Origin of the sequence: Rhizobium sp. Root149 (assembly GCF_001427345.1) — a bacterium.
GTDB classification, from domain to species: Bacteria; Pseudomonadota; Alphaproteobacteria; order Rhizobiales; family Rhizobiaceae; genus Neorhizobium; species Neorhizobium rhizoryzae.
The window spans coordinates 362,113-375,997 of record NZ_LMGD01000021.1; the positions used below are offsets into that span (position 1 = coordinate 362,113).

The following is a 13,885-nucleotide window of genomic DNA, read 5'->3' on the forward strand; positions in this document are numbered from 1 at the left end:
GAAAAACGCCCCGAAACCGGGGCGCCTTCAGACCACTGGATGTGTCGTTATTCCGCGACGATTGCCCGCAGCATCCAGAGTGCCTTTTCATGGAATGTAAGGCGATCGGTCAGCATGTCTGCGGTTACCACATCGCCAGCTTCATCAGCCTTTTCCGCCGTGTCACGCATGACCTTGACGGCAGCCTCATGGTCGGCAACGAGGTCGTTGACCATGTCCACGGCCGTCAGCTTGCCAACTTCGTTTGCCTTTGGCGCAAACTGGGCTGCTTCGCCCAGCGTTGCCGGAGCAAGATGTCCCAGCGCGCGGATACGTTCCGCGATGATGTCCGATGCCTTGAACAGCGCATTATAGTGCTCTTCCGTCAGCTCGTGCAGCGGCTTGAACAGAGGGCCAACGACGTTCCAGTGGTAAACATGGCTCTTGATCGTCAGCCGATAGGTGGCAGCCAGAATATCGGACAAGCTCTTTGCAGCCTGCGCCCGGTATTTCGTTTCCAGCCCAATGTTGATCTCTTCGTCGTGGGACTTGGGTTTAAGAACTGCAGATGCGTTTGCCATGTCATGGCTCCTCTGTTTGAGCTTGTTTAAGCGCTTGGGTCCGATGGATCGTTTCCACCGCCCAGAAGCTTCAATGCGATGAGGCCCACACCGCCCGATATGGCGGCGGCCATAAGCGGTTTCGATTTCACCAGCAGCGGCAGCGCTGAGACCGCCGCTGTCAACATCATGGCCCGGCTGCCTGCGGCTGCCTCGCGACGACGCTTTTCATCGGCCTTGTTCTTGATGGACACCGCCAGAAGAATAATCACGACGATGAGCAGTGACCCACCTGCAACCGATGCAAGGGCAGTTACCGGACCGATCTTGCGAGCGAGATAGACTGCAAGCGCTGCAATGCCGGTTCCATAGGCCGTCAGTGCAAAGAGTGCAGCGATGGCATAGAGAATGACATTGCGCTTGGTCCGCTGGGCGAAACCTCGCACATCCGACGTCAACAGCGAGGCCAGAAGAGGCGCAAGTGCACCCATGTTAGCGACGCGACAGAAGCGCGAACAGGAAGCCGATGCCGGCAGCGATTGCCACAGACTGAAGCGGCTTCGTGCGGATCTGGCGCTCGATATCCTTTTCGATCGACTGAAACTGCGCACGGGCAGAATCAAGAGCCTGTGCCGAAGCATCCATGGCCTCGTTCGAGGCACGACGCGCCTTGTACTTCAGGTCGTCAGCCTTGTTGGATCCGGCAGCGGCCACGGAACGTGCAAGTGCCGCAAGGTCTTCGCGAAGTTGCTGGAGCTGCTTTTCGATATCGCCTTCAGAACCGGTACGCGTGAAATCATTCGGTGAATTCATGGACATCATCATCTCCTGATAATTGAATAAGACCCGGAAAGCTGATCGGCTCTGGCGCCAATCGTCCCCCACTGCGACGAGCACCCCGCAGGCTCTCGTTTTCATGCCGTCAACGCCGATCTCTGCAATTTGTTCCCTACCGGACCGGGAACAAAAAAGCCTTGAGCGATGTCAATCGCTCAAGGCCTATGGTCTTCGCCGATGGAAGACTATCAGGCGGCGGGCGGCTCCGGCCAACGGGTGACACCCCCACTCATGATCTCGAACGCCTTCGACAAACGAAGAACGAACTGATCGGCGAAACGTGGGCCGACGATCTGCATTCCAATCGGCAGGCCGCTTTTGGAGAAACCGCAATTGATGGAGGATGCCGGCTGCTCCGACATGTTCCATGGCACGGTGAAGGCGATATGCTCGAACGGCAGCGCCGGATCATTGGTGGGTGACGCCCATTCCGCCGGATAAGAGACGATCGGATTTGTCGGCGAGATCACGGCATCGACAGTGGTAAACAGACGCCCGCAGGTCTTGCGCATTTCGATGGTCTGGTTGAAACCGCGCACGGCCTCCACACCGGATACTTCGGCGCCACGCTTCGCCCACTCGAAGATATAGGGCAGGATCTCGGCGTGCTTTTCTGGGCTCATGGTCTCGATGTCGCCCCAGAAGCGGGAACGCCAGAACTTGTCCAGACCGTCCAGCATGGCCCGCGTCAGAACGGGACCGACCGGTATGATCTCCGCGCCTGCCTGCTCGAGCAGGCGTGCAGCGGCAACGACAGCATCCTTCACCTCTTCTTCCGCACCAATCCCGGTGCCGGCATCCAGCATCAGGCCGATCTTCAGACCCTTGAGATCGATGTCGAAATCCAGCCAGTGGAAATCATTGGGCGGAAGGGATGTACCGTCGCGCCAGTCGGGACGCGAAAGCGGCTCCATCGCAATGGCGGAATCTTCAACACAACGGGTCATTGGCCCCGCACAACGCCCGACATAATAGGGATCGACCGGAATACGGCCATGGCTGGGCTTGAAGCCGAAAAGACCTGTCCAGCCCGCAGGCAAGCGTACCGATCCACCTATATCGGTCCCGATATGCAAAGGCCCGAAGGAGGCGGCACCGGCAGAGGCCGCACCGGCGCTGGATCCGCCGGGATTCTTTGACAGATCCCAGGGATTCCGGCTCAAGGGATGAAAGCTGGAAAGGCCCGAAGACAGCATTCCATAATCCGGACACGTGGTCTTGGCGAAGATGATAGCGCCATCTTCCCGGCAGCGGGCAGCAATTGGCGCGTCTTCCGCTGCCGGAACGAGATCGACTGCCTTTGTGCCAAGCGGAACCGGATCGCCCTTCGTGGCAATCAACTCCTTCAATGTCACCGGAATTCCGTCCAGTACACCGAGGGTCTCGCCGCTCGCCCAGCGCTGCGTGGAGGCAGAAGCCTGCGCCCGCGCACTCTCGGGATTATAGAGATAAAGCGCCTGAACATGAGGCTCGAAGGCTTCGATGCGCTCTTCCACCGCCTGCCAGTATTCCAGCGGAGAGAGTTTCCTGGCGGCATAGAGCTCGCGGATCTGCCGGATGGTCAGGCTCAGCAATTCATTCATGGCATTGTCTTTTCACTGTTTCGTCAAACATTGTCGCGCGGGTCGAGAAGATCACGAAGGCCATCGCCCAGCATGTTGAGGCCAAGCACCGCCAGCGCAATGGCGCTACCGGGCAGAAGCGCAAGCCATGGCGCCTGCCCCATGAAGGTCTGCGAATCCGAAAGCATGCGGCCCCAGGTGGGCGTCGGTGGCGGCATGCCCAGACCCAGAAAACTGAGGCCCGCTTCCGTCAGGATCGCCAGACCGAGCTGGATGGTGACTTGAACCAGAATCTGGTTGGTGATGTTCGGCAGCACATGCACATAGGTGATCTTGGCGCGATTTCGCCCCATGCTGACGGCGGCCATGACATAGTCACGCGTCCAGATCTGCCGCGCAGCGCTCAAGGTGACACGGGCGAACACGGGGACCATGAAGACCGCAATCGCAATGATGGCTGTGAACCGACCTGCCCCGATAAAGGCACCGAACAGCATGGCCGAGAGGATCGGCGGAATGGAAAAGATAATGTCGCAGGCGCGCATCACCACCGTTTCCGTCAGCCCTCGGATCGCAGCGACCGTGACCCCCACCAGGGTCCCGAGCGTCGCCCCGATCGCCACTGCAAGGAACGAGGTCGAAAGCGAGTTCCACGCTCCCACCATCAACATGGATGCCATGTCGCGCCCGAACTGGTCCGTGCCCAAAAGACCGTGCGCCAGCGGCGGCTTAAGCTTGTGCACGATCTGCATCTTCGTGGGCGCAAACGGCGTCCAGACAAGTGAAAGTAGTGCGATGGAGACGAGCAAAGCTGTGATGATGAGACCGGCGAGAAGTGTCGGGCGGCGCAGGATCTGTCGCATCAGCGCGCTCCTGCCCGCAATCGCGGGTCGATGAACAGATAGAGCATGTCGACGAGGAAGTTCATGACGATCACCAGACCGGCGAAGAACAGAATCACATTCTGCATCACCACCACGTCTCGCTGGGAAAGCGCCTGATAGGCAAGCCGCCCCAGGCCCGGCAGGTTGAACACGTTTTCCACCAGCACGGCCCCTGCAATCAGGAAGGTGAATTGCAGTCCCAGAATGGTGACGACAGGCACCATGGCGTTTGGCACCGCATGCAGCCAGAGCGCAGTCCTGTCCGACAAGCCTTTGGAGCGGGCAGTGCGAACATAATCCTCGGACATGACCTCAAGAACGGAGGTGCGGGTAACCCGTGTCAGCACACCCGCCTGCGGCAGAGCGAGCGCGATGGCAGGCAACAGAAGCGCCTTGAGGGATACCCAGAAACCTGCACTCCAGCCCGGAAATCCGCCCGCGGGCATCCAGCCGAGCGAAACTGAAAAGAGGAGGATCAACAACAGGCCGACCCAAAAGCCCGGAACGGCGATGAAGAGTTGCGAGACAACGCCCACGACATAGTCCAGGCCGCTGTTGCGTTTACCGGCAGACATCACGCCGAGCGGCAGTGCAAGGCTGATGGAGAGAAATACCGCAAGCAGGGCCAGCGGCACCGTCACCGCCAACCGTTCCGCAATCAAACCCGCGACCGGGACGCTGTAGGTGTAGGACGTTCCGAAATCGCCGCGTAGGGCCTGCTCCAGCCAGATCCCGTAGCGCGCCAGAAGCGGCTGATCGAGGCCCATCTGTTTCTGAAGCGCAGCCAGCGTTTCCGGCGTCGCCGAGGTGCCGAGCATGACAGACGCCGGGTCGCCTGGCAGAAGATCCATGACGAGAAAAATCAACGCCGAGACGATCAGGAGGGTAACGACAAGACCGGCGATGCGGCGGACGATGAGGGCAATCATATCCTGTCCCTTCAGGCTTTCCGGGAAAGCGAAGGATGAAACGCCTGTTTCAGGCATGCAATGGATTTTGAAAGCGGCAGAAACTTTACTGGCGTTCCGCCGCCTCTCAGCCGGTTACTGCGCCCATTCAACCTGGGCCAGCACGTTGGATGGGATCGGTTCGTTTTCCCAGAGCCCCTTGAGGTTCTTGTTCCACACGCCAAGCTTCGGCATCACGAAGAGGTAGAGGGCCGGCACATCCTCTGCCAGGATCTTCTGCGCCTCGCCATAGAGCTTCGCCTGTTCGCCGGCATCGGCGGTGGCGTCCACTTTTTTCAGAACCTCGTTGAAGGCCGGGTTCTTGTAATTGAAGTAGTAGGGGTCACGCGCATAGATATCGATGTCCATCGGTTCGGCATGCGCCACGATGGTCATGTCGTAATTGCCGCCCTTGAACACATCGGCCACCCATTTTGCCGGAAACTCGGTGGTTTCGATGTTCAGCGTTACCCCCACATCGGCAAACATGGCCTGCAACATCTGCGAACTGCGTTGCGCATAGGCCATTTGCGGCGCCTTGATCGTGAAGCTCAGTCCACTGGCGAAGCCGGCTTCTGCCAGAAGCTTGCGTGCCTTTTCCGGATCGTAGGGGTAGGTCTTAGTCAGATCCACGAAGCCACGATCGTTCGGCGTATAATGGCTGCCGATGGCCGTGCCAAAGCCGGACCACGCCCCATCGATCAGCGCCTGGCGGTCTACCGCCATCATGAGGGCCTGGCGCACGCGCTTGTCATCGAAAGGCTTCTTGGCATTGTTCATGCCAGCCACGACCTTCAGTTCGGTATTGCCGATGACGGTGGTGAGCTTGCTGTCACCCTCGAAGCTTGCCATCAGTTCGGGTGCTGCAAATTCCGGAAAGGCATCCAGATCACCGGATTTCAGAGCCGCAGCCTGCGCCTGCGCATCGGCTATGAAGCGGAAGGTAACCTTCTCCAGCTTGGCAGTGCCTGCCTTGTCCCAGTAATCCGGGTTCTTTGCCAGTTCGACCTGAGAGCCCTTGGCCCAGCTGACGAACTTGAACGGGCCAGTGCCAATCGGGTTCGTCTTGTTGTCGGCCGCACTCTTCGGCGCAACCATGACCGAGGACGGCCAGCCCAGCCAGTAGAGGAAATTGCCCGTCGGGCTCTTCAGCTTCACCACTAGCGTCGCTGCATCCGGCGTCTCGACGCTATCGACCGACGCGAAATAGCGCTTCTGCGGATTGACGGAATCGGAAGCCCGCGCGCGATCGATCGAGAATTTCGCAACGGCGGAATCGAACACTTCACCATTGTGGAACGTTACGCCCTTGCGCAGCTTGAATGTATAATTCAGCCCATCCGGCGAAATGACCCAGCTTTCGGCCAGTTGCGGCTGCACCTTGCCATCCTTGTCGATGGTCGTCAGGCCTTCGAAGATGTTCTGCCACGTCACCTGACCGATGGCGACCGGTGCGGCAGCCGTCGGATCAAGGCCCGATGGCTCCACCGACATTCCAAGCGAAAGCGAGGTTTTGGGAGCCGCCTGCGCGGAACCAAGCGCACCCAAGGCGACGCCAGCCGCCAATGTGAGAACGACGAAGGTTCGGCGCGAAAAGCCGGTCGAGGTGGAAAGCGTGAGGCGTGACATGCTTGAAAATCCCCTGGATCTTGCTCCATCTGCCGTTTCAAGCGCGGCAGCAGAGCTGTTTATGCGAAAATACTGTCATTTCGCAGGCGCACACACAATGGCGAATTTTGTGTGCTCTGTGTAGCCGAAATCGCTACACACTCTTCTTGGGTTTCTGTCCTGCCTTGCGGGGTTCTGCTCCGCGCATGAAAGCCTCAATGAAATCCACCAGCTTGGCGGCGGCAAAGGAAAGCTGGCGATCGGGCGCGACGCAGAGCTCAATCGCCGTCTTCACCGCCCGCCCGCCGGAAATCGGAATGGCGGACAGAAGCCCCATCTCGATTTCGCGCGTAATGGTCAGCCTCGGCAGAAGCGTCACCGCCGCTTCGCGCAAGACCAGTTCCTTCAGCATCTCCAATGATCCCGTGACGAAAACCGGGTCGAGTTCGACACCGACCTTGGCAAACTGCTCCTCGAAGGCCTGACGGGCACCGAAGCTCTTGTCGGGCAGCGCCAGAGGAAGCGCGGCCACATCCTTGAGCGAGATTTCGGTCAATCCCGCCGCCGCGTGCCTGGCAGAGGTGATGAGATCATAGGCGACTTCCGAGCGAAGCCGCACCTTGACCCCTGTCAGCTTGGGCGCAAACAGAGTGACGACAAGATCGGCCTCCGCGCTCGAAAGCGCCTCGATGGCCTGTCTGGCTGTCGTGATTGCCACCTCGAACCGCAGATTGGGATATTTCAGGCTGAACTGCGCAAGCACGGGCGCAAGCAGGTTCGCGACCGCAGCCCCGTTGGCATAGATCACGACCCGCCCACGCTGGAGACCCTGAAGATCGTCAATGAGTTGATGCACATGTTCCAGCTCGCGCAACGTCTTGCCTGCACGTGCCGCAAGCAGCTCGCCAGCCGCCGTTAGACGGATACCCCGACTGCTGCGTTCAACCAGCGGGGTGCCGAAGTAATGTTCGAGGTTTTCGATCTGGCGGCTGACGGCGGTTGCCGCAACGTTCAGATTTTCTGCGGCGGCGCGCATGGAGTTGGTGCGCACCACCTCATCGAAATACATCAGGGCCCGAAGCTGCATGGACATCCGCCAAAAGTAAGTGCGCTCGCTCTAAGCCGTCCGGCGGAAGCCTTCGCTCGCCACCAACAGCTGGCGCGTATACTCTTGCGAAAACTCGCGCTTTTCCAGAGCCTCGACGGAAACTGTTTCCACGACCTCACCCTTTTTCATCACCGCCAGCCGCTCGCACATGTGGCTGATGACGCCAAGATCGTGGCTGACCATGATGAAGGTAAGGTTCCGGTCCTTGCGCGCCTGCTCCAGCAGGTTGAGGATTTCGGCCTGAATGGAGGCATCGAGCGCCGAGGTCGGCTCATCCAGAAGCAGGATTTTCGGCTCCAGGATCAGCGCACGGGCAATGGCAATGCGCTGGCGCTGACCGCCCGAAAGCTGGTGCGAATAGCGGAACCGGAAGCCGGAGCCGAGACCCACCTCATCCAGCGCGCGGGCAATGCGGGCATCGACGTCGGAAAAGCCATGGATCGCAAGCGGCTCCAGCAACAGCCGATCGACTGTCTGGCGCGGATGCAGCGAACCATAGGGATCCTGAAACACCATCTGGACCGTACGATAGAATTCTTTGTCGCGGCGGGAACCGGAATAGCTGCGACCAGCAACCGTCAGGCTGCCGGATTCGAACACATTCAATCCCGCAACGGCGCGCAGCAATGTCGATTTACCCGAGCCGGATTCACCAACGATCCCGAAAGATTCGCCCTCGTTCACATTCATGGTCACATGGCTGAGCGCGACAAACTCGTCGAATGTCACGACCATATCGCGAACGGAAAGTGCCGTACCCGTCATTGCGTCCACTCCGCCTGTCGCTCCAGCACCGGAAGCGGATGCCTATGGCTGCCGATCGTTGGCAGGCAGTTCAACAGTCCCCGCGTGTAGGGGTGCTGCGCCGCTGCCAGATCGGCCGATGGCAATTCCTCCACCACGCGGCCGGCATACATCACCAGTACGCGATCGCAGAAGGAGGAAACCAGCCTCAGATCATGGCTGACGAAGATCAGCCCCATGCCGCGCTCGGCCACAAGCTTGTCCAGAATGCCGAGCACCTCCAGTTGCACCGTCACGTCAAGCGCGGATGTCGGTTCGTCCGCGATGAGCAACTCCGGGCCGCAGACCAGCATCATGGCGATCATGATGCGCTGACCCATGCCGCCGGAGACCTCATGCGGATAGAGATCGAACACGCGTTCGGGATCGCGGATCTGCACCGCCTCCAGCATGGCAAGCGCCCGATCCCGGGCCTGGCGACCAGACACACTTTCATGCGTCCGCAGCGTTTCGATGATCTGCTTGCCGATTGGCATGACAGGATTGAGCGAATATTTCGGATCCTGCAGGATCATCGCCATGCGCTTGCCGCGCATATGCCGCCGCTGACGGTTGGAGGCGGAAAGAAGATCGATACCGTCGAAGTTCAACCTGTCGGCGGTAATCTTCGCATGTCCGGGCGTCAGCCCCATGATGGCGCGACCGGTCTGCGATTTGCCGGAGCCGGATTCGCCGACGATGCCGAGCCTTTCCTTGCCAAGCGTGAAGGATACGCCACGCACGGCATTCACTTCGCCCGTGCGCGTCGGAAAGCTCACGCGCAAATTCTCCACGGTCAGAAGCGGGCTCATTGTCCGGCCTCCTTCGGGTCGAGAGCGTCGCGCAAGCCATCGCCCAGCAGATTGAAACCAAGGCTGACGATGAGGATGGCAAAGCCCGGCATGGCGGCAACCCACCACTGGTCGAGAATGAAGCGACGGCCAGAGGCAATCATCGCACCCCATTCCGGCAGCGGCGGCTGGGCACCGAGGCCGAGGAACCCAAGACCGGCGGCCGTTAGAATAATACCCGCCATGTCCAGCGTCACACGCACGATCAGAGAGGATGTGCAGAGCGGCATGACGTGCCGAAGCACGATGCGGAAGGGCGAAGCTCCCATCAGCTTGACCGCCGAAATGAATTCCGAGTTGCGGAAAGTCAGTGTCTCGGCGCGGGCGATACGGGCGTAGGGCGGCCAGGAGGTCACGGCAATCGCCAGAATGGCATTCTCGATCCCCGGTCCAAGAGCCGCGACCAGCGCCAACGCCAGAACGAGCTTCGGAAAGGCGAGGAAAATGTCGGTGATGCGCATGAGAACGGCATCGATCCAGCCACCGGCATAACCGGCAACCGTTCCCACCAGCAGACCGATGGGCGCGGCAATAACCGCCACAAGCACCACGACCATCAATGTCAGCCGCGAACCATGAATGAGGCGCGAAAGAATGTCGCGTCCCTGGTCGTCGGTTCCCAAGAGAAAGCCTTCTGAGCCCGGCGGCAGCAGGCGTGAATTGCGCAGGTCACCGATCACCGGATTATGCGGCGAAATCACATCCGCCAGTGCCGCCACCACGATCAGTGCGATGATGATGAAGAGGCCAAGCAGCGCCAGCCGGTTTTCCGAAAACCGCCGCCAGACGACATAGGCGCGGCCAAGTTGCGCCTGCCTGCGGGTTGTCGGGCGGTCGGAAAGCAGCCATTCGCGGCTATACGGTTTCAATGTGGTCTCAAGGCTCGTCATCGGCTGCGCGTCCTCGGATCGAGCGTCCGGTACAGCAGATCGGACAACAGATTGATGGTCACGAACACGGCGCCCACAACAAGCGTGCCACCCAGCACGGCGTTGATATCCGCGTTCTGCAGCGAATTGGTGATGTAGAGGCCCAGTCCCGGCCAGGAGAAGATCGTCTCCGTCAGAACCGACCCTTCCAGCAGGCCTGCATAGGAAAGCGCGATGACCGTAATCAGCGGCACGGCGGCATTGCGCAGCGCGTGGAACCAGATGATGCGGGTTTCCGAAAGCCCCTTCGCCCGAGCGGCGACGACATATTCCTGCGCCAGTTCGTTCAGCATGAAGGAGCGCGTCATGCGGCTGATATAGGCCAGCGAAAAATATCCGAGCAGTGCGGATGGCAGGATGATGTGCCGGAAAAGATCCCGGAAGACTTCCCACTCGCCCTGCATGATGGCATCGAACAGGTAGAAGCCGGTCGTAGAAACAAACGTGTATTCGTAGACCACGTCGATACGCCCCGGATAGGCAACCCAGTTCAGCTTCGCGTAGAAGAAGAGCAAGGCCAGGAGCGCCAGCCAGAAGACCGGCACCGAATAGCCGATAAGCCCCACGACACGCACCACCTGATCGGCAATGCTGCCGCGCTTTACCGCCGCCAGAACGCCGAGCGGCACGCCGAACAAAGCGCCGATCAGGGTACCGACGGTTGCGAGCTCCATGGTCGCCGGAAACACGCGCTTGATGTCTTCAAGCACCGGATTGCTCGTCAGTACCGAGGTTCCGAAATCACCGGAGAGAACCTGTTTCAAGTAGATGAAAAACTGCTGCCAGAGCGGCAGGTTCAGCCCCAGTTCCTCGCGAACGCGCTCCACCACATGGGCAGGCGCACGATCGCCAACAATGGCGAGCGCCGGATCGATGGGCACCACGCGACCGATGAAAAAGGTAACGGCCAGAAGGCCGAGGAAAGTGGTCAGGACCGTCACCGCAAAACGCAGGATGGCCCATGCCGTGCGGTTGTTGCGACGCCGCCGTGGCCGCGTCGCTCCGCTCGTCTCGGGAAGTGTCAAGGAACCGGCCCTTAGTCCTTCGAGATCGTGTAGACGAAGTTGGTGTCAAAGCTCGGACCGAGCTTGAAGCCCTTCAGCTTGGCCGAATAGCCCGCCACTTCCACCTGCTGGAAGATGATGACGAACGGACCCTTGGCCAGAACTTCCTTCTGAAGCTTCTGGTAGATCTCGGCGCGCTTTGCGCTGTCCTTCTCCAGAAGTGCAGCCTGCGTCTGCTTCGTCAGTTCCGGCACATCCCAGGCATTGCGCCATGCGAGCGTCTTGTTCTTGCCCGCATCGGAATTGTCCGGATTGGCCGTGAAGGTTTCCGCATTCGAGTTCGGATCGAAATAGTCCGAACCCCACTGGCCGATATACATATCGTGCTGGCGAGCGCGGTACTTGGTCAGCGTCTGCTTACCATCACCCGGAATGATTTCCAGCTTTACGCCTGCCTGCGCCAGTGTCTGCTGATAGGCTTCGGCAATACCGGTTACGGGCTGCGTGTTACGCACATCCATCGTCACCTTGAAGCCGTCCTTCAGTCCGGCCTTTGCCAGCAGTTCCTTGGCCTTGGCAACATCAAGCTTGTAGGGATTTTCAGAGCTTGCACCCAGCTGGCCTTCCGGCAGGAAGGTCTGGTGGATCTTGCCGATGCCGTTGATGAGCGTCGCGCCGATCGCATCGTAGTCCATCAGATACTTGAACGCCTCGACCACTTCCGGCTTGGCAAGGTTCGGGTTCTTCTGGTTCAGGCCGATGTAATAAACGGTACCCTTTGGAGCGGACGTCTGGGCCAGCGTGGACTTGGATGCAATCGCCTTCAGATCATTTGGCTCGAGGTTACGGGCGATATCGATATCGCCGTTTTCAAGAGCCAGACGCTGCGAGGCGCTTTCCTTCATGTAGCGGTAGATGACGCGCTTCAGCTTGGGCTTTTCGCCCTGGAAATTCGGATTGGCTTCCAGAACGACGGCTTCGTTCGCCTTCCAGGTCAGAACCTTGAACGGGCCAGAGCCAGCATAGCCGGTCTTCAGGAATTCGTTGCCGAAATCATTGTCCCACTTGGCTTCAGCGGTTACCGTAACCGGCTTGGCCTTGGCAGCAACAACCTTCTTGTCAACGACCGAGGCAACCGTGGCCGTCAGAACGTTGAGGACAAAGCTCGGCGCGTAGGGCTTGTCGACCGTCAGAACGAAGGTCGAGGCATCGGCAGCCTTTGCCTTTTCGGCGACATTGTCACCCTTCAGACCGAACTGCGTCAGCAGGAAGGCTGGCGACTTGTCAAGCTTCACGGCGCGCTCGAACGAATAGGCCACGTCCTCTGCCGTGATCGGATTGCCGGATGCAAACTTCAGGTTCGGCTTCAGCTTGAACGTGTAGGTCAGACCATCGTCGGAAATCTTCCAGCTTTCTGCCAGCTGACCGACGACCTTGGATGTATCATTCGGATCGAGCGTGACCAGCTTTTCGTAAGTGTTGGCGGTCACTTCGGCTGTGGAAAGCTCGAAAGCCTCGCCCGGATCAAGCGAAATGATGTCGTCGATGGCAAAGCCGACAACCAGCGTATCGGCTGGCGTTGCAGCAAAAGCCTGCGGCGCAGACAGCATCATGACAGAGAGGGCAGCACTGGTGCCAAGGAGGCGGAGGCTTCGATTGAACGCGTTCATGGTCTGGTTCCCCATTTCTTTAAAACAGTGTTTTTTAAAGCACTTAGCCGTCTCTCAAGCCCAGGTTTCCGCAAAGATCCTGAACCAGTTTTCACGGCATAGCTTTATTAGTTCGTCCTGACCGTATCCCGCGTTTCTGAGAGCCGCAACCAGTTTCTGATTGCCCGCCGCATCATTAATTTCCTGTGGAACAGTGGCTCCGTCGAAGTCTGAACCAAGCGCCACGCAATCAATGCCCATGCGCTCGACCATGTAGTCAATGTGCTTGACCATGAGTTCGAGCGAGGTGTCGGCATCGTCGCGCGCATCGGGCCGCAGCATGGTCACGGCATAGTTGAGGCCGACCAGACCTTTTCGCTCGCGGATGGCATCCAACTGCTTGTCGGTCAGGTTACGGGCCACCTCGGTCAGAGCATGGACATTGGAATGGCTGGCAACGAGCGGCTTTTCAGAGGTCTTCTCCACATCCCAGAAACCTTTTTCGGTGATGTGGGCGAGATCGATGACGATACCGAGACGATCGCATTCCTTCACCAGAGCACGGCCTGCATTGGTCAAACCCGGCGCCGTATCCGGTGACATGGGATAGGCAAATGGCACACCGTGGCCGAAGATGTTGTGGCGGCTCCAGACGGGTCCCAGCGAGCGCAGGCCCGCCGCATGGAAAACGTCGAGAGCGGCCAGATCGGCACCGATCGCCTCGCAGCCCTCCATATGCATGACGCAGGCGAAGATTCCGTCGTCCATCGCAGCCCGGATTTCCGGCACCGTGCGGCAGATCCGCCAGGCATTGGCTCGATCAAGCTGCAGCGCGACGGCAAATTTTTCCATGGCGATATCGAGCGACGGCTGGCGGGCCAAAGGGGCCGCGAGCGGGGTGACATAATGCCCCTGCCCGTCTGGCTCCTGCAAAATCAGATCGCCTGAGGGAATGTAGATCGCGCAGAGTCCACCGGCCAAACCACCTGCTTTCGCGCGGGGGCCGTCGATATGCCCCTCTCTCGTGCCCTGCATGAACTCGCGGACGGGATCGGCACCATTGCGCATGTTGCGCCATAGCCGCAAGAGAACATCGTTGTGGCCGTCGAAGACTAATTCCATTGTCATTTCCGATTATGCAGATGAGCGAGAATGCGGCGATCCTAGATTCTTCGCGGCAGACC

General features: G+C 59.4%; 14 protein-coding genes. All 14 read right to left on the minus strand.

Features of this window, described 5'->3' with window-relative positions:
* Positions 1-47: 47 nt before the first annotated feature.
* A complete protein-coding gene (locus ASD54_RS17175; protein ID WP_062555829.1) occupies positions 48-560 on the minus strand; it encodes a DNA starvation/stationary phase protection protein in 513 nt (170 codons plus the stop codon).
* A 26-nt stretch (positions 561-586) separates the two neighbouring features.
* Positions 587-1,030 (minus strand): hypothetical protein, encoded by a 444-nt coding sequence (locus ASD54_RS17180; protein WP_062555830.1) that lies wholly within the window; start codon positions 1,028-1,030, stop codon positions 587-589.
* A gap of 1 nt (position 1,031) precedes the next feature.
* The gene (locus tag ASD54_RS17185; RefSeq protein WP_244484783.1) at positions 1,032-1,358 is read right to left on the minus strand and encodes a DUF883 domain-containing protein; all 327 of its coding nucleotides are present in this window, start codon (positions 1,356-1,358) and stop codon (positions 1,032-1,034) included.
* Positions 1,359-1,564: 206 nt separating this feature from the next.
* Positions 1,565-2,959, minus strand: coding sequence for an amidase (locus ASD54_RS17190; protein WP_062555832.1), 1,395 nt, complete (start codon positions 2,957-2,959; stop codon positions 1,565-1,567).
* Positions 2,960-2,982: 23 nt separating this feature from the next.
* Positions 2,983-3,801: an ABC transporter permease gene (locus ASD54_RS17195; RefSeq protein ID WP_062555833.1), complete on the minus strand. Its 819-nt coding sequence runs from the start codon at positions 3,799-3,801 to the stop codon at positions 2,983-2,985.
* Entirely contained in the window at positions 3,801-4,751 is a 951-nt protein-coding gene (locus ASD54_RS17200; protein ID WP_062555978.1) for an ABC transporter permease, read from the minus strand. Before ASD54_RS17200 ends, ASD54_RS17195 begins: the two co-directional genes overlap by 1 nt.
* 114 nt (positions 4,752-4,865) lie before the next feature.
* On the minus strand, positions 4,866-6,398 hold the full coding sequence (locus tag ASD54_RS17205) for an ABC transporter substrate-binding protein (protein WP_062555834.1): 1,533 nt from the start codon (positions 6,396-6,398) through the stop codon (positions 4,866-4,868).
* A 133-nt stretch (positions 6,399-6,531) separates the two neighbouring features.
* A complete protein-coding gene (locus ASD54_RS17210) occupies positions 6,532-7,464 on the minus strand; it encodes a LysR family transcriptional regulator (RefSeq protein WP_062555835.1) in 933 nt (310 codons plus the stop codon).
* Positions 7,465-7,494: 30 nt separating this feature from the next.
* Complete coding sequence (locus ASD54_RS17215; protein ID WP_062555836.1) at positions 7,495-8,250, minus strand: ABC transporter ATP-binding protein; 756 nt, start codon at positions 8,248-8,250, stop codon at positions 7,495-7,497.
* Positions 8,247-9,080, minus strand: coding sequence for an ABC transporter ATP-binding protein (locus ASD54_RS17220; protein WP_062555837.1), 834 nt, complete (start codon positions 9,078-9,080; stop codon positions 8,247-8,249). Before ASD54_RS17220 ends, ASD54_RS17215 begins: the two co-directional genes overlap by 4 nt.
* Positions 9,077-10,009 carry an ABC transporter permease gene (locus tag ASD54_RS17225; protein WP_062555838.1) on the minus strand — a complete coding sequence of 311 codons (933 nt, stop codon included), beginning with the start codon at positions 10,007-10,009 and terminating at the stop codon, positions 9,077-9,079. The genes ASD54_RS17220 and ASD54_RS17225 overlap by 4 nt, the downstream gene beginning before the upstream one ends.
* Complete coding sequence (locus ASD54_RS17230; RefSeq protein WP_062555839.1) at positions 10,006-11,073, minus strand: ABC transporter permease; 1,068 nt, start codon at positions 11,071-11,073, stop codon at positions 10,006-10,008. The genes ASD54_RS17225 and ASD54_RS17230 overlap by 4 nt, the downstream gene beginning before the upstream one ends.
* 11 nt (positions 11,074-11,084) lie before the next feature.
* Positions 11,085-12,722, minus strand: coding sequence for an ABC transporter substrate-binding protein (locus tag ASD54_RS17235; RefSeq protein ID WP_062555840.1), 1,638 nt, complete (start codon positions 12,720-12,722; stop codon positions 11,085-11,087).
* Between the two features lie 54 nt (positions 12,723-12,776).
* Entirely contained in the window at positions 12,777-13,823 is a 1,047-nt protein-coding gene (locus ASD54_RS17240) for a dipeptidase (protein ID WP_062555841.1), read from the minus strand.
* Positions 13,824-13,885 lie beyond the last annotated feature (62 nt).